At 34.0% G+C, this 18,667-nt stretch carries 24 protein-coding genes and 1 riboswitch; all 24 genes read left to right on the plus strand.

What is annotated here, in order from left to right; genetic code table 11:
• Nucleotides 1–24: 24 nt before the first annotated feature.
• Nucleotides 25–720 (plus strand): RNA polymerase sporulation sigma factor SigK, encoded by a 696-nt coding sequence (gene sigK, locus EB239_RS08750; protein WP_003869807.1) that lies wholly within the window; start codon nucleotides 25–27, stop codon nucleotides 718–720.
• Nucleotides 721–783: 63 nt separating this feature from the next.
• The gene (locus EB239_RS08755) at nucleotides 784–1,284 is read left to right on the plus strand and encodes a YqeG family HAD IIIA-type phosphatase (protein WP_003869808.1); all 501 of its coding nucleotides are present in this window, start codon (nucleotides 784–786) and stop codon (nucleotides 1,282–1,284) included.
• A complete protein-coding gene (aroE, locus tag EB239_RS08760; protein WP_042835449.1) occupies nucleotides 1,274–2,128 on the plus strand; it encodes a shikimate dehydrogenase in 855 nt (284 codons plus the stop codon). Before EB239_RS08755 ends, aroE begins: the two co-directional genes overlap by 11 nt.
• A 3-nt stretch (nucleotides 2,129–2,131) precedes the next feature.
• Nucleotides 2,132–2,214: riboswitch (cyclic di-GMP riboswitch) on the plus strand.
• Between the two features lie 26 nt (nucleotides 2,215–2,240).
• Entirely contained in the window at nucleotides 2,241–3,917 is a 1,677-nt protein-coding gene (gene gspE / locus EB239_RS08765; protein WP_003869810.1) for a type II secretion system ATPase GspE, read from the plus strand.
• Nucleotides 3,918–3,922: 5 nt separating this feature from the next.
• Complete coding sequence (locus tag EB239_RS08770) at nucleotides 3,923–4,972, plus strand: type IV pilus twitching motility protein PilT (protein ID WP_003869811.1); 1,050 nt, start codon at nucleotides 3,923–3,925, stop codon at nucleotides 4,970–4,972.
• Between the two features lie 10 nt (nucleotides 4,973–4,982).
• Nucleotides 4,983–6,194, plus strand: coding sequence for a type II secretion system F family protein (locus EB239_RS08775; RefSeq protein ID WP_003869812.1), 1,212 nt, complete (start codon nucleotides 4,983–4,985; stop codon nucleotides 6,192–6,194).
• Between the two features lie 24 nt (nucleotides 6,195–6,218).
• Complete coding sequence (locus EB239_RS08780; RefSeq protein ID WP_003869813.1) at nucleotides 6,219–6,584, plus strand: competence type IV pilus major pilin ComGC; 366 nt, start codon at nucleotides 6,219–6,221, stop codon at nucleotides 6,582–6,584.
• Nucleotides 6,585–6,651: 67 nt separating this feature from the next.
• Nucleotides 6,652–7,410 (plus strand): prepilin peptidase, encoded by a 759-nt coding sequence (locus tag EB239_RS08785; RefSeq protein ID WP_003869814.1) that lies wholly within the window; start codon nucleotides 6,652–6,654, stop codon nucleotides 7,408–7,410.
• A gap of 4 nt (nucleotides 7,411–7,414) precedes the next feature.
• Nucleotides 7,415–7,864, plus strand: coding sequence for a prepilin-type N-terminal cleavage/methylation domain-containing protein (locus tag EB239_RS08790; RefSeq protein WP_003869815.1), 450 nt, complete (start codon nucleotides 7,415–7,417; stop codon nucleotides 7,862–7,864).
• Nucleotides 7,865–7,874: 10 nt separating this feature from the next.
• The gene (locus EB239_RS08795; protein ID WP_003869816.1) at nucleotides 7,875–8,558 is read left to right on the plus strand and encodes a type IV pilus modification PilV family protein; all 684 of its coding nucleotides are present in this window, start codon (nucleotides 7,875–7,877) and stop codon (nucleotides 8,556–8,558) included.
• On the plus strand, nucleotides 8,549–9,031 hold the full coding sequence (locus EB239_RS08800; protein WP_003869817.1) for a PilW family protein: 483 nt from the start codon (nucleotides 8,549–8,551) through the stop codon (nucleotides 9,029–9,031). Before EB239_RS08795 ends, EB239_RS08800 begins: the two co-directional genes overlap by 10 nt.
• Nucleotides 9,021–9,680, plus strand: a complete 660-nt coding sequence (locus EB239_RS08805; protein ID WP_003869818.1) for a pilus assembly PilX N-terminal domain-containing protein — start codon at nucleotides 9,021–9,023, stop codon at nucleotides 9,678–9,680. Before EB239_RS08800 ends, EB239_RS08805 begins: the two co-directional genes overlap by 11 nt.
• Nucleotides 9,681–9,699: 19 nt before the next feature.
• Nucleotides 9,700–9,960, plus strand: coding sequence for a late competence development ComFB family protein (locus EB239_RS08810; RefSeq protein WP_003869819.1), 261 nt, complete (start codon nucleotides 9,700–9,702; stop codon nucleotides 9,958–9,960).
• 10 nt (nucleotides 9,961–9,970) lie between these two features.
• A complete protein-coding gene (pilM, locus tag EB239_RS08815) occupies nucleotides 9,971–10,930 on the plus strand; it encodes a type IV pilus assembly protein PilM (RefSeq protein WP_003869820.1) in 960 nt (319 codons plus the stop codon).
• 1 nt (nucleotide 10,931) lies between these two features.
• Nucleotides 10,932–11,465 carry a PilN domain-containing protein gene (locus EB239_RS08820; RefSeq protein ID WP_003869821.1) on the plus strand — a complete coding sequence of 178 codons (534 nt, stop codon included), beginning with the start codon at nucleotides 10,932–10,934 and terminating at the stop codon, nucleotides 11,463–11,465.
• Complete coding sequence (gene pilO / locus EB239_RS08825) at nucleotides 11,466–12,221, plus strand: type IV pilus inner membrane component PilO (protein ID WP_003869822.1); 756 nt, start codon at nucleotides 11,466–11,468, stop codon at nucleotides 12,219–12,221.
• A 13-nt stretch (nucleotides 12,222–12,234) separates the two neighbouring features.
• The gene (locus EB239_RS08830; protein WP_003869823.1) at nucleotides 12,235–12,750 is read left to right on the plus strand and encodes a shikimate kinase; all 516 of its coding nucleotides are present in this window, start codon (nucleotides 12,235–12,237) and stop codon (nucleotides 12,748–12,750) included.
• Nucleotides 12,747–13,625, plus strand: coding sequence for a TIM barrel protein (locus EB239_RS08835; RefSeq protein WP_003869824.1), 879 nt, complete (start codon nucleotides 12,747–12,749; stop codon nucleotides 13,623–13,625). The genes EB239_RS08830 and EB239_RS08835 overlap by 4 nt, the downstream gene beginning before the upstream one ends.
• Nucleotides 13,622–14,740: a glutamate 5-kinase gene (proB, locus tag EB239_RS08840; RefSeq protein WP_003869825.1), complete on the plus strand. Its 1,119-nt coding sequence runs from the start codon at nucleotides 13,622–13,624 to the stop codon at nucleotides 14,738–14,740. The genes EB239_RS08835 and proB overlap by 4 nt, the downstream gene beginning before the upstream one ends.
• Nucleotides 14,730–15,974: a glutamate-5-semialdehyde dehydrogenase gene (locus EB239_RS08845; protein ID WP_003869826.1), complete on the plus strand. Its 1,245-nt coding sequence runs from the start codon at nucleotides 14,730–14,732 to the stop codon at nucleotides 15,972–15,974. The genes proB and EB239_RS08845 overlap by 11 nt, the downstream gene beginning before the upstream one ends.
• Nucleotides 15,975–16,003: 29 nt before the next feature.
• Nucleotides 16,004–16,450 carry a type II 3-dehydroquinate dehydratase gene (aroQ, locus tag EB239_RS08850; RefSeq protein WP_003869827.1) on the plus strand — a complete coding sequence of 149 codons (447 nt, stop codon included), beginning with the start codon at nucleotides 16,004–16,006 and terminating at the stop codon, nucleotides 16,448–16,450.
• Between the two features lie 4 nt (nucleotides 16,451–16,454).
• Nucleotides 16,455–17,519 carry a M24 family metallopeptidase gene (locus tag EB239_RS08855; protein WP_003869828.1) on the plus strand — a complete coding sequence of 355 codons (1,065 nt, stop codon included), beginning with the start codon at nucleotides 16,455–16,457 and terminating at the stop codon, nucleotides 17,517–17,519.
• Nucleotides 17,520–17,537: 18 nt separating this feature from the next.
• Entirely contained in the window at nucleotides 17,538–18,095 is a 558-nt protein-coding gene (gene efp / locus EB239_RS08860; protein WP_003869829.1) for an elongation factor P, read from the plus strand.
• Nucleotides 18,096–18,143: 48 nt separating this feature from the next.
• A complete protein-coding gene (locus tag EB239_RS08865; RefSeq protein WP_003868440.1) occupies nucleotides 18,144–18,605 on the plus strand; it encodes a CD1247 N-terminal domain-containing protein in 462 nt (153 codons plus the stop codon).
• Nucleotides 18,606–18,667 lie beyond the last annotated feature (62 nt).

Here is an 18,667-nt window from a genome sequence, read left to right on the forward strand (position 1 = left end):
ATGTTGAAAAAAGGGGTGGCGGCAATGTGGGAAGTTGTTGTTGCAATTTTGGCATCAATTGTAAAGGAAATCTTAAATCTTGGTTACTTGACAAACACCAACTCTTTTCCCAATCCACTTACTCCAGAAGAGGAAAAAAAATATTTAGAAGCTTATAGAAACGGTGATGAGGAAGCGAGGAATATTTTAATAGAGAGGAACTTGAGATTGGTAGCCCATGTAGTAAAAAAATACAGTGGAACTGGTAAAGATATAGACGACTTGATATCTATTGGAACAATAGGGCTTATAAAAGCAATTTCTACTTTTGATTCCTCTAAAGGTACACATCTTGCCACATATGCAGCTAGATGTATAGAAAATGAAATACTTATGTCTATACGAGCGGAAAAAAAGATGAAAGGAGAGATTTTTTTACAGGATCCTATTGGTGTTGATAAAGAGGGCAATGAGATATCTTTGATGGATGTACTTGGCACAGAGGAAGATGAAATATCAGAGCAAGTGGAGAAAAAACTTCAAATTAAAAAGTTGTACAGTAAAATGAACAGCGTTTTAAAAAATAGAGAACGGTTAATTATAGAAATGAGGTATGGTCTGTACAATGGGAAAGTGAGGACTCAAAGAGAAATAGCAAAGATGCTTGGTATATCTCGTTCCTATGTCTCAAGGATTGAAAAGAAGGCTTTAAATAAGCTTTTTAAAGAGCTTTCCATGTAAAACTGTTTGTATTGACAGTTTATTTTTTTTTATTATATAATTTTAACAAAATGAGGTGAACATATGTATGAAAAGTTGATTCCTGATATGATAGTGGAAAATATTTATCAAATTGATTTGGATTTTTTAAAAGAAAAAGGAATTACTAGTCTTGTCTTAGATATTGACAACACATTGGTACCTCAAAAATCAAAATTTCCTGATAAACAAACTATCGAATGGTTGGAAAAAATGAAAGAAGAAGGATTTAAAATTTGCCTTATTTCAAATAACACTAAAAGGCGAGTGAATGAATTTAAAGAAAAAGTTGGTGTACCTGGAATAGCTTGGGCTATTAAACCGAGAAAAGGAGCTTTTAAAAAGGCTTTAAAGATTTTAGATGCTAAGCCTAATGAGACTGCTTTGATAGGAGACCAAATATTTACTGATATTTTTGGGGGAAAAAGAGCAGGCTTATATACTATTTTAGTAAAGCCTTTATCGAAAGAGGAATTAGGATGGACTAAGCTTATGAGAAGGGCGGAAAGACATGTACTTAAAAGGATTGAGAGATATGGAGATTAATTCAAGTACTAAATTGTATGGTCTTATAGGTCATCCTGTAGAACATAGTTTATCCCCTTTAATACATAACTACGCTTTTAAGTCTTTAAATTTAAATTGTGTCTACACTGCTTTTGACGTTTTGCCAGAAAAACTTGAAGATGCAGTAAAAGGAGCCAAAGCTTTAGGAATAAAAGGATTTAATGTGACTGTACCTCATAAAGAGAAAATAATTAAATACCTAGATGTGGTCTCAGAAGAAGCATTAAAAATTGGCGCAGTCAATACTGTAGTCAATGAAGGAGGAATATTAAAAGGATATAATACGGATGTCTATGGCTTTATAGACTCATTAACAGAAGTAGGAGAAAAAATTGAAGGGAGGAAAGCTGTTGTTTTAGGAGCTGGTGGGGCTTCTAAGGCAGTTTGTGTCGCTCTTGCTCTAAAAGGGATAGATTCGATAATAATTGCCAATAGAAGTGTTGAAAGAGCAAAAGATTTGTCAGAATATATTAAAAGGGAATTTAAGGTTCAGTGCGATTACTGTAGTATAAATGAAGTAGAAGAAATACCAGAAATAGCCATGCTTGTTAATACTACAAGCATGGGAATGTATCCAAATGTGGAAGATTCACCTGTTAGCGAAAGAGTGGTTTCAAAAGCTAAATTTGTATATGACCTTATTTACAACCCTTTTGAAACTACTTTTTTAAAACATGCGAAAAAGAATGGAATAAAGTATTCTAATGGACTTTTTATGCTACTTAATCAAGCTAATTATTCTTTCAAGTTGTGGACAGGGGAATTTTTCGACAAAAATTTGGTATACATGTATTTAAAAGAAGGAATTACGCATAATTTGTAGAATATTTTATAAAGAGTAGATGAAGTGAGGCTATATGTGGGCACTTTATGCCTCACGGATACAGTAGTGCAACCGGCTTATGTCGGCTTTATTATTTTTGGAGGTATATTTTATGGCCAAAAAAAAGCTAGGAGAGCTTTTAGTTGAGGTAGGGCTTATAACAGAAGAACAACTAAAGCACGCAATAGAAGTTCAGAGCAAAACAGGAGAAAAGTTAGGAAAAGTTCTCATTAAATTGGGGTATGTTACAGAAAGCCAAATACTAGAGGCTTTAGAATTTCAATTAGGTATTCCACATGTAGATTTGCAAAAATACTATATTGACCCAGATGTGGCAAAATTAATTCCCGAAGCTGTTGCTAAAAGACATACTATTATTCCTATAAAAAAAGATGAAGATGGTATATTGGTAGCAATGGCAGACCCTCTGAATATTTTTGCACTAGATGATGTGAGAATCATTACGAAACAAAATGTAAAGCCTTTAATTGCTTCTGAAGGAAGCATCTTAAAAGCCATAGATAGAATTTACGGAAGAGAACAGGCAGAAAAAGCAGTACAGGATTTTAAAAAGGAGTTTCAAAGTGAAAGTCAAGAAGAGCTGCCAGATGAGATTCTTGAAGAAGTACAAAACGCGCCTGCTGTACGCTTTGTAAATTCTATAATTGAGCAGGCAATAAAAAATAAGGCTTCAGATATTCACATTGAACCTACTGAAAAAGACCTTAGAATTCGATTTAGGATAGATGGACAATTAACAGAAGCTATGAGGACTATAAAAAGTACCCATGCCCCTGTTGTGACAAGAGTAAAAATTATGGCTAATATGAACATCGCTGAAAGAAGACTTCCTCAAGATGGCAGATTTGATTTTACTACAGGTGGTAAAAATATTGACATAAGAGTTTCTTCGTTGCCCACTGTTTTTGGAGAGAAATTGGTATTGAGGCTTTTAGACAAGGAAAATTTTATAATGACAAAGGAGCAATTAGGTTTTGAAGAAGAGGATCTGGTGCTCTTTGATAAACTTATCAAAAGGCCTAATGGCATTGTGCTTTTGACTGGTCCTACAGGTAGTGGGAAAACCACCACTCTTTATGCAATGCTGAGAGAGCTTAACAAACCCAATGTTAATATAATAACTGTTGAGGACCCTGTTGAGTATTCCCTTGAGGGAATAAACCAGGTACAAGTTAATGAAAAGGCAGGCCTTACCTTTGCGACTGCTCTTAGGTCAATTTTGAGGCAAGACCCTGATATAATTATGATTGGAGAAATTAGAGATACTGAAACTGCTGAGATAGCTATTCGCTCTGCCATAACAGGGCACTTAGTCCTTTCCACTTTGCATACAAATGATGCGGCGGGAGCGGTGACTAGGCTTATAGATATGGGTATAGAGCCTTATCTTGTGTCTTCTTCTGTAGTAGGGGTTATTGCTCAGAGATTGGCGAGAAAAATATGTGATAACTGTAGAATTTCTTATAAAGCTTCCAAAGGCGAAAAAGAGCTATTGGGAATTTCAGAAAATGAAGACATTACTTTATACAAGGGGAGAGGGTGCCCTGTTTGTAATAAAACAGGCTATAGGGGAAGAATTCCTATATATGAGATAATGACTGTTACTTCTGATATTAGAGAGCTTATAAATGCTAAGGTTTCCTCTGATGTTATTGGAGCTCAGGCTGTAAAAAATGGCATGAAAACTTTACGAGAAAGTGCTAAAAGACTTGTATTACAAGGAAAAACTACAATTGATGAAATGATAAGACTAACTTACGAGGAATGAGGGATATGGATACAAAGGAACTTTTAAAATTAGTAGTTGAAAGAAAAGCTTCAGACTTGCATATAACGGTTGGAGTACCTCCAGTTCTTAGAATTAATGGCTATTTAGAAAAATTAGAAGGGGAGCCTTTTACCCCTGGGCAGACTGAAGAAATAGTTAAGGATTTATTGACAAGTGAGCAATTGAAAAAGTTAGAACAAAATGGAGATATTGATTTGTCCTATTCAGTTACAGGATTAGGAAGGTTTAGAATAAATGTATACAAACAAAGGGGAAGTTATAGCCTTGCAATAAGGTCTGTAGCTTTGAGAATACCTACAATAGAGGAATTGGGACTTCCTCCAATGCTTAAAGACTTAGCTTTAAAGGCAAGAGGGCTTATATTGGTAACAGGACCTACTGGCAGTGGTAAATCTACTACACTGGCTGCGATGGTGGATTGGATAAACTCTAAAAGGACTTGTCATATTCTCACATTGGAAGACCCTATAGAATATTTACATAAACACAACAAAAGCATAGTAAATCAAAGAGAGATTGGGCATGATGCGGCATCTTACGCTTCAGCTTTAAGGGCTGCTTTAAGGGAGGACCCGGATGTTATATTAGTGGGAGAGATGAGGGATTTAGAAACCATCCAAATTGCTATAACTGCTGCTGAGACAGGCCATCTTGTTTTGTCCACTCTTCACACAATAGGAGCCGTTAAGACGATCGATAGGATTATTGATGTTTTTCCTCCCCATCAGCAGCAGCAGATAAAAATTCAGCTTTCAAATGTTTTAGAGGGAATTATTTCTCAACAGCTTATACCTAAAAAGGACAACAGCGGCAGAGTAGTTGCGACAGAAGTGATGATTGCTACTCCTGCTATAAGAAATCTCATAAGAGAAGGGAAGACTTTCCAGATACAGTCGGCAGTTCAAACAGGTAGCAAGTTTGGAATGATGACAATGGATATGTCTATTTTACATCTGTTAAAAAGAGGAGTTATTTCTTTGGAGGATGCATTGACCTATTGTGTGGACCAGGAGAATTTTTCTCGCATGATATAGAGGTGATTATATGCCGTTGTATGCATATAGGGCAAGGGATATGGGAGGAAATCTCGTTACAGGGACTTTGGAAGTTGATTCAAAGGCTCAGTGCATTGATGTTTTAAAGCAAAAAAATTATTATATAATTGACATCAAAGAAGAAGTTGTAAAACAGGACATATTAGATTTTGGCTCTTTTAAAAAGGTAAAGATAAAAGATATTGCTGTTTTTTGTAGACAATTTGCTACTTTAATAAATGCAGGTATACCCATCGTGACGGCTTTGGCCACTATTAAGGAGCAAGTGGAGAATAAAAGGCTAAAAAGAGCTATAAGCGAAGTTTATGAGGAAGTTCAAAAGGGAAGGACTTTGTCTGATGCAATGAAAAAATACGGAGATGTTTTTCCTATGCTTCTTTATAACATGGTGGAAGTAGGGGAAGTGAGTGGAACTCTTGATAAAGTAATGAATGAAATGGCGGACCACTATGAGAAGGAAAATGAATTAAATCAAAAAGTAAAGTCTGCTTTGACTTATCCTCTTATTGTATCTGTTGTAGCTGTATTAGTTGTTATTTTTCTTTTGACAAATGTTTTACCTATTTTTGTAGGTATGTTTAAAAATGCTGGAGTTCAGTTGCCTCTTCCCACTCGAATACTTATTGCTATAAGCAGTTCTATATCTCAATATTGGTACTTTTACACAGGAGTAATTTTGGTGATTTCTTATTCGATTTCGAGTTTTTTGAAGACACCTGAAGGAAGGCGCATTTATGACAGAATGCTTTTAAACATGCCAATCTTTGGCCCTCTAAACAAAAAGATTTTAATTTCCAGGTTTACAAGGACTTTAGGAACATTGATAAGTGCTGGTGTACCGCTTATGAAGGCAATGGAAGTAGTAGAAAAAGTTGTGGGTAATACAGTAGTAGCAGAGGGACTTGGGAAAGCTCAAGAGGATATAAAAAAAGGCTTACCCCTTTCAGAACCTTTAAAAAGAATTGGCATTTTCCCGCCAATGGTAATTCAGATGATAAGTATTGGTGAAAGTTCAGGTTCATTGGACAGCATATTAAATAAAACTGCGGATTTTTATGACGGAGAAGTGGATACAGCCGTGTCACAAATGACAACTCTTCTAGAGCCATTAATAATTGTTATGCTGGCGACAGTGGTAGGATTTATAGTTATTTCAATTGTCATGCCGCTGTTCCAATTATACAATTTCATAGGTCAGTGATATTAGGAAAGGGGGTGAAAAAGGATGGAATGGTTTGTAAAAGCATTAAACAAGGATGAGAGAGGTTTTACACTAATTGAATTGATTGTTGTCATTGCAATTTTAGGGATACTGGCAGCCATTGCAGTGCCAAGAGTGACAACTTCATTGTCAAATGCTAAGACTAATGCCGATATAGCAAATGCACAAATTATTGGGCAAGCGGCTGAAAGATACTACATAGAAACAGGTAAGACAACCAATAAGATACAAGATCTAGTCGATGCAGGGTATTTGAATAAAGAACCACAAGATCAATATAAAAATCCATTTACTCTTGAAATGACATCTGATGGTAAAGCAATAGTTAAAGATTCTAATGGTAAACAGCTTTATCCAGAAGTAAAATAGTTTTTGCTAAATAATACATTTTGGGCACATTTTTGTGCCCTCCTTAATATTTTTTTAGGAGGTCATTATGAAGATACTACTTTACATACTGATATTTTTATTCGGCACAATTATAGGAAGTTTTTTAAATGTGGTCATACACAGAGTGCCAAGAAAAGAGTCAATAGTCTATCCTCCTTCTCATTGCCCTAAATGTGGACATGAATTAAAAACTATTGATTTAATACCTATATTGAGTTATATTCTACTTAAAGGAAGATGTAGGTATTGTGGAGAAAAGATTTCAGCAAGGTATCCTGTTGTTGAAGTATTGACTGGAATTGTGTTTTTGATAATTTACTATAAATTTGGTTTAGATTTTAAAGCTTTTTCTTACATGTTTTTAGCTTCTATATTGATTTCAATAAGTTTTATTGATATGGAACACAAAATAGTGCCAAATAAAATAATTATTGCAGGATTTGTAGGTGCTATAATCTTTCGATTGTTAATGTACAATTATGGATTTTTGGATTATGTATTGGGCTTAATTTTAGGTGGAGGAATTCTCCTTCTCATCTCTTTAATTTCTGGAGGAGAGATGGGAGGAGGAGACATAAAACTTATGGCGTTAATTGGATTTTTTATAGGATGGAAGCTTACAATTTTAGTGCTTTTCCTTTCTGTAATCATTGGAGCATTGGGAGGAGCTATATTAGTAGCTTTGAAAATTAAAGGGAGAAAAGATTACATTCCTTTTGCACCCTACATTTCCATTGCATGGTTTATTTCAATTTTGTATGGGTATGAGATTCTTAACTATTATATAAAATTCATAAGAGGTTAAGCTTATGAAAAGAGAGGAAGGATTAACTTTAATAGAGCTTGTAACGGTTTTGGCAATTTTCACAGTTATAGTTCTTATAGTTATTCCTTCGACTGACTTTTTTGATGCGACAAGGTCAAATGTAAGACTTACTCTTATAGCTCATGAAGTTGTGAAGGATTTAAGATATATTCAGCACAAAAGTATTTTCGAAAGAGAAAATTTATATTTTGAAATCAAACCCGATAAGACTGGTTATTACATAAATAGATATGAGGACGATAAAAATATTAAGACAAAGGATTTGCCTAAAGGAATTATAATAGAGAAAAATATACAAAAAGAAATAAGGTTTAATCAGATGGGGGTTCCATCTACTGGAGGTTGTACAATAACTTTAAAAAATAACAAAAAAGAAATTTATATAACTGTGCTTCCTGCTACAGGGCGTATTATGATAAAGGGGAATTATTAGGAGTGATTTTATGAAGATTTTAAAGGATAATAAAGGCATGACTTTAATAGAGGTACTTGTCTCAATAGCTATATTTGCAATAGTGGCAATACCTCTTTTGGGTATTTTTAGTCAATCTGCTATAACTTCTGCTAACTCTAAGATAAAGACAAAAGAAGCTACAATTGCGCAGACAATTGCAGAAAACATAAAGGCGGGAATTGTAAAAGACAAGGCAGACCTTGCCAAAGTAGTAACTGACTTTGAAAAAGAAGGCTTTATAGCCTATGTAGAACAGCAAACCTCTACAGGGGAAGTTTCTCAGTATCAAATAAAAGTAGGAAAAATTGGTTCAAACACTCCTATGTATACCCTTTATGTTATGGCGCCTGCAACGGAAATTACTTCTTATGTTCCTGTAGAAATACCTTCTGAGGAAGACCCAAGTGGAGGCGGTAGCAGCAGTAGTAATGATGTAATAAAGCATGTAGTGGACCTGATAACAATAGTGATAATTGCTACATGGACTGCTTTATTTTTAGTTTTTGTGGTAATCACATTGGGCTGGAATGAGGTTACCAAAACAAAAATTTTCACTATAGCAGACACTATTGTTAACATGATAATACAGGGAGTTACTAGTTTAAAAGCAATAGGGACAAAAGCTTCAGAAATTACTGGCGTTAAGGTTCCATGGTGGTTAAAATGGTGGTGAGAAAAGAAGAAGGATTTACCCTCATCGAACTTATCGTAACATTGGCAATACTCGGAGTGGTAATAGGAGTTTACTCTTCTTTATATTATTCGGGCTTTAAATCCTTCATAAGCACTGAAAACAGTGTAGATGTAGAGCAAAATGTCAGGTTTGCTATGAATTATATCATATCTTTATTAGAAAAAGGCCCTTCTGAAGTCATTATTATTGATAATGGCCATGGCTTATTGATGAAAGATGTGAATAATCGTGATGAGATTACAATAAAGCTAGACAACAAAAAACATGCTTTGTATATTAATGACAATGTAGGTCACGAATTAGCTGTAAAGATTTACGGATTTAATATAATTCAAAAAAATGGCAACATGATAAATATTGAAATAATTGGACAAAGTGATGATAACGGCTCAAACAGATTTTCTCTTTCTACAGACGTTTTTTTAAGAAAGAGTGGTATAAATGTTCAATGAGAGAGGTTCTGCTTTAATTTTTACTTTAATGGTAATTTTGATTCTCACAGTTTTAGCTGTAGCAATTTTAGAAGTAACTGTTACCAATTACAAAATTTCTCATGCTTATGCAAACTCTATCTCAGCTACTTATGCAGCAGAAGCTGGCCTTGAACGAGTAAAAAATGAATTTAACATAGCTTTGTTAGATGCTTATCAAGGAAAAGGGAAAGGAAAAGGGAAAGGTGAATTTTGGATAAATGTAGTTGAAAATAAAAATACAACTAAAATTCAGTATAAACAAGATGCCAAAAATTTATTAAAGGAGTCATTTGGACTTGACATCCCAGTAGGGGAGTGGATTTCACTGGGTGATTCAGGACAAGAGTATAAAATTGACAGTATAGAAATGGTTCCTCCTTCAATTAAAGCTTTTGAAAATGAAGGAACTCAAGTTTTAAACTATAAAGTACGTGCATGGACGGAAGGTAGGATGAACAAAATCGTACGTTACGGTTATGCGGAGATTACATTTAATATTAATGTAAATATTACGAAGATGGGTTCTGATAAGAGTGCGAATTATAAGGTGGTTCTTAGTGGTAATACATCACAGTCTCCACCTATAGTAGATAAATGGACAATTGATTCAATTCCACAAACACAATAAAAATAAGGAGAGGGTTTTTATGCATCTTAAAAATTACATGGAAGACGCTGTTGACCAAATGATGGATAAGGTTTTGAAAGATTTAGACGTTTGTAAATGCGACAGATGTAGAATGGACATAAAAGCTTTAGCACTTAACAATTTACCTCCAAAATATGTTGTATCAGAAGAAGGAGAACTATATGTAAAGACAAATGAGTTAGTCAGGCAATTTGAGGTAGACATAATAAAAGCTATAACAATGGCTGCTATTAAAGTGAATAACAATAAGCGCCATTAGGAGGTAAAAAATGCTTGGAATTGAAATAGGAAATTTTAATACAAAATTATTAATTGGAGAAAAAAAGAATAAATTCTTTGGTAAAAGGTTAATGATAAATACGCCTTCTAATGTGATAACTAATGGTAAAATTATTGATATAAATTCATTGGCAGATGTAATTAATGAGACTTTGAAAAGGAACAATATCAAAGAAAAACAAGTGTGTTTTACTATTTCCAGCTCAAATAATATAATAAGGGATTTAGAATTGCCACTAATGAAAGAAGAGGAAGTCGAAAAGGCCTTATACTATGAGATTGAGCAATACATTCCTGATTATGAAAATTATGTAATAGATTATAGATATTTACCTAATATTGCGGAGAAAGATAAAATGATTAGAGTACTGATTGCCTCTTCTCCTAAGGATATAATAGAAAAATATGTTAAATTAGCAGAGATGTTAAAATTAAAATTAGAAGCCATTGATATTTATAGCAATTCAATTTATAAAGCTTGTAAAAAGGTGAATTTAGCTGAAGGAATAGTGTCAGTTGTAGATATAGGGGCAGTTGTTACCAATGTGACGGTGATTGATAACGGAAATTACATTTTTAGTAGGAGCATAGAGTTTGGTGGAAATAAAATTACACAAATAATTGCGAATGCCTTTAATATAGATTTTCAAGCAGCAGAAGAATATAAAAGGGCAAAAAAATTTATTGGAGAAGAAAACTATAAGGATATAGAAGATACTATACTTTTATCCTTTTCGGAAGTGTTTCAACAGCTAAGCAGAATATTTGATTTTTATTATGCCACATATCATAAAAATATACAAAAAATTATCATGTTAGGTGGTACTTCTAAACTTTTAGGATTGAGAGAATACGTGGAAGATTATTTTAGGATACCTACTTTTGTGATAGAAACAGAAGATTATTTATACTTTTTACCTGTTTATGGATGCCTTTTAAGGGGGGAATAGGTTGAAGGATATAAACCTCATACCAGCTGAACTAAAGGAACAAAAAATGCGAAGAAAAAAACAAATATCCCGTCTTTTTTTTGTGTTTGTTTTAATCACCGTTATTTTTGCCTTAATAGCTTTTCCACTGGTATATATCAATAAATTGTATCAAGACTTAAAATACGCAGATAATGAATTAGGTAAATTTAAAGACATTTCTCAGTTGCAGCAAAATGTAAAAGATTTATCCGCTTATATAGAAAAGAAGAAAAGCTTAATAGAAAAATTGAAAAAGCAAAAAGTGGATGCAGTAGGTATATTGCAAAATTTAGCCTCAAATATACCTGAAAAAGTATCTATTGATTCTTTGAAATATGAGAAAAATATTTTGGAAATAGATGGACAAGCACTTTCAGAATCTGATATAGCAGCTTTTATGCTTAACCTAAGAAGTATAAGTTATGTAGAAGATGTGAAAGTGATATCGGTGGATTTGACAGATAAAGGCCTTCTAAAATATGTTTTACAAGTAAAAATCAAGGTGGTATCATAGATGAAGCTTACAAGAAGAGAAAGAGTATTAATTTACTTTGCTGTCATACTCGGATTTTTTGCACTTTATTATCAATATTATTTAACTCCCAAAATTTTAGAAATACGAAATTTATCTATTGAATTAAAAAATAAAAGACAAATTTTAGAACAAGTAACTGCTTTAAACAATAAAAATTTAAGAGAAGGTTTAGACAAGCAACAAACTCAACTAAAGGAATTAAGCATGATTTTACCAGAAGAAAGGGATATAGAAATTTTTCTTTTTAATTTACAACAAATGGTCAATGATACAGGTGTAAAGACAAAAAGCTTAACTTTTGAAAACCAAGATCAAAGTCAAAAAGAAACTAGTAATGTGAAAAAAGAAGATTTTGTGACAATACCCGTAAATATTACTGTTTCAGGTAATTACGATGAGATTATAGCTTTTCTAAATGAAATACAAAATTCTAAGAGACTTTGTAACATTCAAAGTTTCTCTATTGAAAAAGACCAAAATCAGCACAACCTTCTTTTGACTCTACAGATCTTTATTTATTCAATGAAAGACAGTGGTGGTACTTCAATACCGACAGATTTTTTAAAAGGTAAAAGTGACCCTTTCAAGTCTCTGTATGATGATACCAGAAGTGAACAATCAAATAATGTAGAACAGCCTTCTGCTTCTCAATCTCCTCAAAACATAGATGTGAATAAGGTAATAACTGATACTATAGAAAAAGTTTTAAAAGAGAAAATACCTTCATTGCCTTAGGGAGGAAATATTCATGAAAAACATCGTTTTAACGGGTTTTATGGCTACCGGGAAAACTACTGTTGGCAAAAAAGTAGCTACCACTATGTCCTTCGGTTTTATAGATACGGATAAAATGATTGAAAAAATGGCAAATATGACTGTTTCAGATATTTTTGAAAAATATGGAGAAGACTATTTTAGGAGATTGGAAAAAGCAGCGGTTATAAAAGCAGCTCGATTAAAAAATTTTGTGATTGCTACAGGAGGGGGTGTTGTATTAAATCCTTCAAATATTGTACAATTAAGAAAAAATGGAGTTGTAATTTGCTTTACAGCGAGGCCAGAAATTATATTGAGGAATATAGGAAAGAATAAAGACAGGCCTCTTCTTATGGTGGATAATCCAGAAGAAAAAATAAGACAGCTTCTAAGAGAAAGAGAGCCTTTTTATAGGTTTGCTGACTACACTATTGATGTATCCGATATGACAATAGATGAAGTAGCAGAGGAAGTTATAAAGGCTTACATTAGACTTAAGAAAGGATGAGGGGATTGACGATAAAATTTGGACCTTCTGGGAATTCCGACAGTTTTTACAAAGAAGGGCATAAGTCTTCTCTAGAGATGCCTGAATGGCTTTATAACATGGGGCTTGATGCGTATGAATATTCTTTTTCAAGGGGAATAAAAATTAGCGAAAAGATGGCGAAAGAGGTTAAGGAAAACGCACAAAAATTCAACATAACTATTACTGTTCATGCTCCTTATTACATAAACTTAGCTACTACTGATAAAACCAAAATGGAGAATTCTAAAAGATACTTAATAGATAGTTTAATTGCGGGAAAATGGATGGGGGCAAAAAGGGTAACTTTTCATCCCGGCTCTGCGACTGAAGGGACGAGAAAAGAGGCTTTAGAGAGAGCAAAAAAAGTTTTAAATGAAATTTTAAAAGAGATGGAGGACAAAGGACTTACTGACGTAACCATATGTCCAGAGACAATGGGAAAGAAAAACCAATTGGGTACTTTAGAAGAAGTATTGGAGCTGTGCAATGTGGATAAGAGAATTATTCCCACTATAGACTTTGCCCATTTACATGCAAGAGATAATGGAAGGTTTAAGTCTATAGAAGATTATGCAGAGGTTTTGGATATTATTGAAAGGTATTTGGGAAAAGAAAGGGCGAAAAAGATACACGTCCATTTTAGCAGAATTGAATACACAGAGCAGGGAGAAAAAAGGCATTGGACGTTAAATGACACTCAATACGGGCCAGAATTTGAGCCTTTGGCACAGCTTTTCTATGAAAGAAAGATGGAGCCTATTGTCATATGTGAATCAAGGGGAACTATGGCAGAAGATGCTTTAAAACTAAAAGAGATATATCTAAATATTGCAAAAAGGATGTCGAAAGTATGAGAATTGTGGTAAAAGTTGGTACAAGCACTTTGACATATGAAAATGGTAAATTGAACTTAGAAATAATGGAGAAGTTAGTAAGGCAAATTGCTAATTTATTAAACAGAGGAGAAGAAGTAGTATTAGTAACCTCTGGAGCAATTGGAGCTGGAATGGGAAAATTAAATTTAAAGGAAAAACCTAAAACCATCCCAGAAAAGCAATCCCTAGCGGCTATAGGGCAAGGGCTTTTAATTGAGATTTATGAAAAGTTTTTTAATGAATATGGCAAAATTACTGCGCAAGTTCTTTTGACAAAGGAAGATTTTAGCGATAGAAGAAGGTATTTAAATGTCAGTTATACCTTGTCAAATCTGCTCAAATGGGGCGTTGTGCCAATAATAAATGAGAATGATACAGTAACTGTTGATGAAATTAAAATTGGAGACAATGACACTTTAGCGGCGCTGCTTGCTAGTTTAGTTGAGGCTGACCTTTTGATAATTTTGACTGACATTGATGGACTTTATGATAAAGACCCTCGAATTTATAAAGAGGCAAAAATTATAGAAATCGTAGAAGAGTTTTCAGATGAATTGTTTAAAATTGCGGGTAGTGCTGGGACAAAAAGAGGAACTGGGGGAATGTATACAAAGATTCAGGCAGCAAAGATATGCTGGAATTCAGGAGTTAAGATGATTATAGCGAATGGGAAAATTGACAATGTATTAAATAGGATAGCAAATGGCGAAAAAATTGGCACTACATTTTTGCCTATGAAAAACCCGATAAATAGCAGGAAAATTTGGATTGCTTTTAATGCGAAAGTGAACGGATTTCTTTTTATTGATGAAGGAGCAGCGAAAGCTATTATAAAGCATGGGAAAAGTCTATTACCAAGTGGAGTTGTAAAAACTGAAGGGGATTATGATGTAGGAGACTGTGTTGCAGTGGTTGACCATCAAGAAAAAGAGATTGCCAGAGGACTTATTAATTATTCTTCAGAAGAAGTTGAAAAGATAAAAGGTTGTAAAACTCATAATATAGAAAAAATACTGGGTTATAAGTATTATGATGAAGTGATTCATAGGGATAATCTTGTAATACTTGAAAGAGGTGAGAAGTATGGAAGTTGAAGTAAAGGCGAAACAGGCAAAAGCTGCGGCAAGAAGAATGGCTGTGTTGGATGAAAATACAAAGAATTTAGCTTTGAATCACATGGCAGATGCTTTAATAAAAGATATTGGAAAAATACTTGAGGCTAATAAAAAGGATGTTGTGGAGGCTGAAAAAAGGAATATAAAAGCTTCTCTCATAGATAGACTAAAACTTGATGAAAAAAGAGTCGAAGCTATGGCAAAAGGATTAAGAGAGATTTCTGCTCTTCCTGACCCTGTAGGAAGTATAGAAAAGATGTGGAAGAGGCCAAATGGACTTCAAATTGGCAAAATGAGAGTGCCAATTGGAGTAATAAGTATAATTTATGAATCTCGCCCGAATGTGACAGCTGATGCGGCAGGCCTATGTTTAAAGTCGGGGAATGCGGTGATTTTAAGGGGAGGAAGTGATGCGATCAATTCCAATATAGCAATTTCTTCTATTCTTGCTGAAGCTGCCTATGAGGCTGGTATTCCTGAAGGGGCAATACAGCTTATAGAAAATACCGATAGAGAAGAAGTAAACCGTATGATGAAGTTAAATGGTCTAATTGACCTCATTATTCCTCGAGGGGGAGCAAGTCTTATAAAAAATGTCATTGAAAATTCTACAGTGCCTGTAATAGAGACAGGAGTAGGCAATTGCCATATTTTTGTAGATGAGACTGCCAAGTTTAATATGGCAAAAGACATCATTGTGAATGCAAAAGTACAAAGGCCAGGGGTATGTAATGCAGTAGAGACAGTTTTGGTTCACAAATCTATTGCAAAAGAATTTTTGCCTTTAATGGTAGAAGAATTGACTTCTTTGGGAGTAGAAATAAGAGGGTGTCAAATTACAAAAAAAATATGTCCTCAAGTTAAAGATGCTACAGATAAGGATTGGGAAACGGAATATTTAGACCTTATACTGGCTGTAAAAGTTGTAGATAGCATAGAAGAAGCCTTAGATCATATTTCAAAGTATTCGACAGGCCATTCGGAAAGCATTATTACAGAAAATTATGAAAATGCCATGATGTTTTTAAAATCAGTAGATTCGGCTGCTGTATATGTAAATGCTTCTACTCGCTTTACAGATGGAGGAGAATTTGGTTTTGGGGCAGAGATAGGAATAAGTACACAAAAAATGCATGCGAGAGGGCCAATGGGACTTGAAGAACTTACCACCTACAAATATGTAATTTTAGGTAGTGGACAAATAAGGAAATAAGGTGTATTATAGTAAAGTGAGGTGAGATTATGAAAAGAGTTTTGATAATTCATGGCCCTAATGTAAATCTGACAGGTAAAAGAGAAAAAGAGGTATATGGAGATATAAATTACGAAGAAATAAATAATCTGATAAAAAGAGAGGCTGCAAAATTAGATATAGCTGTCAAGATTCAGCAATCTAATAGTGAAGGAGAAATAATTAACCTTATCCATTCTGCAGAAAACAATTTCGATGCTATAATTATAAATCCGGCAGCTTACACTCATTACAGTTTAGCTATTATGGATGCTATTGCAGCTGTGTCAGTTCCAGTAATAGAAGTTCATATTTCAAATATTTTTGGAAGGGAGGATTACAGAAAGACCTCTGTTACTGCATCTAAGTGTAAAGGTGTGATAACGGGGTTTGGACCTTATAGTTATGTCCTTGCCCTCAATGCAGTTAAGTTTTTAGAGGATTCAATTGGGGGGTAAAATCATGAATAAAAGGTTACAAAATTTGAGAGAATTGATGAAAGAAAAAGACATAGAAGCGTTTGTTATTTATAAATTTGTCAATGTTACATATATTACTGGCTTTACTGGAGATGACAGCGTAGCTCTTGTGACCCACGATAAAGCTATTTTTATTACAGATGGAAGATATACTGAGCAAGCACAAAAAGAAGTTAAAGATTTTGAAGTTATCGAGCACAAAACTGGCATAAAAGAAGTTTTAAAAGAATACATTAAAACATTGGAGATAAAGAAACTAGCCTTTGAAGAAAATATTTCTTATGGACAGTATAGGGAATTAAAAGAGCTCTTAGAGATTGAGCTAATACCACAGGCTAATTTGGTAGAGACTTTGAGAATGGTAAAAGATGAGGAAGAAATAGAAAACATAAAAAAAGCACAAAATATTACTGATAGGGCTTTTGAGCATCTGTTAAAATTCATTAAAGTAGGAATGACAGAAAAAGAAGTAGCATTAGAATTAGAGTATTTTATGAAGAAACAAGGAGCAGAAGACCTATCTTTTGATACGATTGTAGCTTCTGGAAAAAGGTCTTCTCTTCCTCATGGAAAAGCTTCTGAAAAAGTGATAGAAAAAGGTGATTTTGTCACAATAGATTTTGGATGTAAAGTAGGTGGCTATTGTTCTGATATGACAAGAACAATAGTGATGGGGAAAGCCAGTGAAAAGCAAAAAGAGATATATAACATAGTTTTAGAAGCCCAGCAAAAAGCGATAGATAATATAAGAGCAGGTATCACTTCTAAAGAGGCGGATTTGTTAGCAAGGTCTGTTATTGAAGAAAAAGGTTATGGACAGTATTTTAGTCACTCTTTAGGACATGGAGTAGGACTTGAAGTTCATGAGGCGCCGAGCTTGTCTTTCAAAAAAGAAGAAATTTTAAAAGAAGGGGCAATTGTTACAGTAGAACCAGGTATATATATTCCCGATTTTGGTGGCGTAAGAATCGAAGATATGGTATTATTAAAAGAAGATGGTGTTATAAATTTAACTAAATCACCGAAATATTTAATTGAATTAAACTAAAGCGATGGAGGGATTTTTTTGATAGCAGCGGGTGATTTCAGAAAAGGAGTAACTATTGAGGTTGACGGACAGGTTTTTACAGTTGTGGATTTTATGCATGTTAAACCAGGAAAAGGTGCAGCTTTCGTGAGGACAAAACTTAAAAATGTCATGACAGGAGCTGTAATAGAGAAAACTTTCAGCCCAACAGAAAAGTTTGAAGAAGCAGTTATAGAAAGAAGAGAAATGCAGTATTTGTACAATGATGGAGAACTTTATTATTTTATGGACACAGAAACTTATGAGCAAATTCCTTTAAATTATGATAAAGTTGAGGACGCAATTAAATACATAAAAGAAAATATGATTGTTACAGTAAAGTTCTATAAAGGCGAAGCCTTTTCCGTTGAGCCCCCTACTTTTGTTGAACTGGAAGTTGTAGAAACGGAGCCTGGATTTAGAGGAGATACTGCAACAGGGGGTTCTAAGTCGGCAACTGTAGAAACTGGTGCTGTCATCCAAGTCCCATTGTTTATAAACGTTGGAGACAAAATAAGAATTGACACTCGAACCGGAGAATATTTAGAGAGGGTATAAACGCAGCAATTTGTCAAATACTATTTTGTAAAGGAGGGTATGTGGAATATGGAATACTTAAATGAAAGGGTTTCCTACTTAAGAGGGTTAGCAGACGGCTTAGGGATAGATGACAGCACAAAAGAAGGTAAAATAATTTTGGCAATTTTAGATACTTTAGAGGATTTCGCAGATGCTATAAATGAGCTGGAAGCTTCCCATTCCGAATTAGATGATTATGTGGGAGAAATAGATGAAGACCTTTCTGAAATTGAAAACCACATATATGGCGATGAGGACTATGAGGATGAGGATGACGACTATGACTATGATTATGACGATGATGAGGAATATGAGGATGAAGACGAGGATTATGAAGAGTATGTAGAGGTAGAATGTCCTAATTGCCATATGTTGATGAGTGTGGAAGAAGAGCTTCTAGAAGATGAAGATGCTGAGTTGGTATGTCCTCATTGCAATGAAACCCTAAAAGTAAAAAATTTGAAAATTGTAGATGATGATGAAGATTAATAAAAAAATGCCCACTAACTAAAAGTTAGTGGGCATTTTTTTATTCATAAATATTTAGCCTT

The sequence above is a fragment of the Thermoanaerobacter ethanolicus JW 200 genome (assembly GCF_003722315.1).
Lineage (GTDB): Bacteria > Bacillota > Thermoanaerobacteria > Thermoanaerobacterales > Thermoanaerobacteraceae > Thermoanaerobacter > Thermoanaerobacter ethanolicus.

Excerpts from the sequence above, each read along its gene's own strand:
- sigK (WP_003869807.1), top strand. The coding sequence starts at position 25 with ATGTGGGAAGTTGTTGTTGCAATTTTGGCATCAATTGTAAAGGAAATC.
- EB239_RS08755 (WP_003869808.1), top strand. The coding sequence starts at position 784 with ATGTATGAAAAGTTGATTCCTGATATGATAGTGGAAAATATTTATCAA.
- aroE (WP_042835449.1), top strand. The coding sequence starts at position 1,274 with ATGGAGATTAATTCAAGTACTAAATTGTATGGTCTTATAGGTCATCCT.
- gspE (WP_003869810.1), top strand. The coding sequence starts at position 2,241 with ATGGCCAAAAAAAAGCTAGGAGAGCTTTTAGTTGAGGTAGGGCTTATA.
- EB239_RS08770 (WP_003869811.1), top strand. The coding sequence starts at position 3,923 with ATGGATACAAAGGAACTTTTAAAATTAGTAGTTGAAAGAAAAGCTTCA.
- EB239_RS08775 (WP_003869812.1), top strand. The coding sequence starts at position 4,983 with ATGCCGTTGTATGCATATAGGGCAAGGGATATGGGAGGAAATCTCGTT.
- EB239_RS08780 (WP_003869813.1), top strand. The coding sequence starts at position 6,219 with ATGGAATGGTTTGTAAAAGCATTAAACAAGGATGAGAGAGGTTTTACA.
- EB239_RS08785 (WP_003869814.1), top strand. The coding sequence starts at position 6,652 with ATGAAGATACTACTTTACATACTGATATTTTTATTCGGCACAATTATA.
- EB239_RS08790 (WP_003869815.1), top strand. The coding sequence starts at position 7,415 with ATGAAAAGAGAGGAAGGATTAACTTTAATAGAGCTTGTAACGGTTTTG.
- EB239_RS08795 (WP_003869816.1), top strand. The coding sequence starts at position 7,875 with ATGAAGATTTTAAAGGATAATAAAGGCATGACTTTAATAGAGGTACTT.
- EB239_RS08800 (WP_003869817.1), top strand. The coding sequence starts at position 8,549 with ATGGTGGTGAGAAAAGAAGAAGGATTTACCCTCATCGAACTTATCGTA.
- EB239_RS08805 (WP_003869818.1), top strand. The coding sequence starts at position 9,021 with ATGTTCAATGAGAGAGGTTCTGCTTTAATTTTTACTTTAATGGTAATT.
- EB239_RS08810 (WP_003869819.1), top strand. The coding sequence starts at position 9,700 with ATGCATCTTAAAAATTACATGGAAGACGCTGTTGACCAAATGATGGAT.
- pilM (WP_003869820.1), top strand. The coding sequence starts at position 9,971 with ATGCTTGGAATTGAAATAGGAAATTTTAATACAAAATTATTAATTGGA.
- pilO (WP_003869822.1), top strand. The coding sequence starts at position 11,466 with ATGAAGCTTACAAGAAGAGAAAGAGTATTAATTTACTTTGCTGTCATA.
- EB239_RS08830 (WP_003869823.1), top strand. The coding sequence starts at position 12,235 with ATGAAAAACATCGTTTTAACGGGTTTTATGGCTACCGGGAAAACTACT.
- EB239_RS08835 (WP_003869824.1), top strand. The coding sequence starts at position 12,747 with ATGAGGGGATTGACGATAAAATTTGGACCTTCTGGGAATTCCGACAGT.
- proB (WP_003869825.1), top strand. The coding sequence starts at position 13,622 with ATGAGAATTGTGGTAAAAGTTGGTACAAGCACTTTGACATATGAAAAT.
- EB239_RS08845 (WP_003869826.1), top strand. The coding sequence starts at position 14,730 with ATGGAAGTTGAAGTAAAGGCGAAACAGGCAAAAGCTGCGGCAAGAAGA.
- aroQ (WP_003869827.1), top strand. The coding sequence starts at position 16,004 with ATGAAAAGAGTTTTGATAATTCATGGCCCTAATGTAAATCTGACAGGT.
- EB239_RS08855 (WP_003869828.1), top strand. The coding sequence starts at position 16,455 with ATGAATAAAAGGTTACAAAATTTGAGAGAATTGATGAAAGAAAAAGAC.
- EB239_RS08865 (WP_003868440.1), top strand. The coding sequence starts at position 18,144 with ATGGAATACTTAAATGAAAGGGTTTCCTACTTAAGAGGGTTAGCAGAC.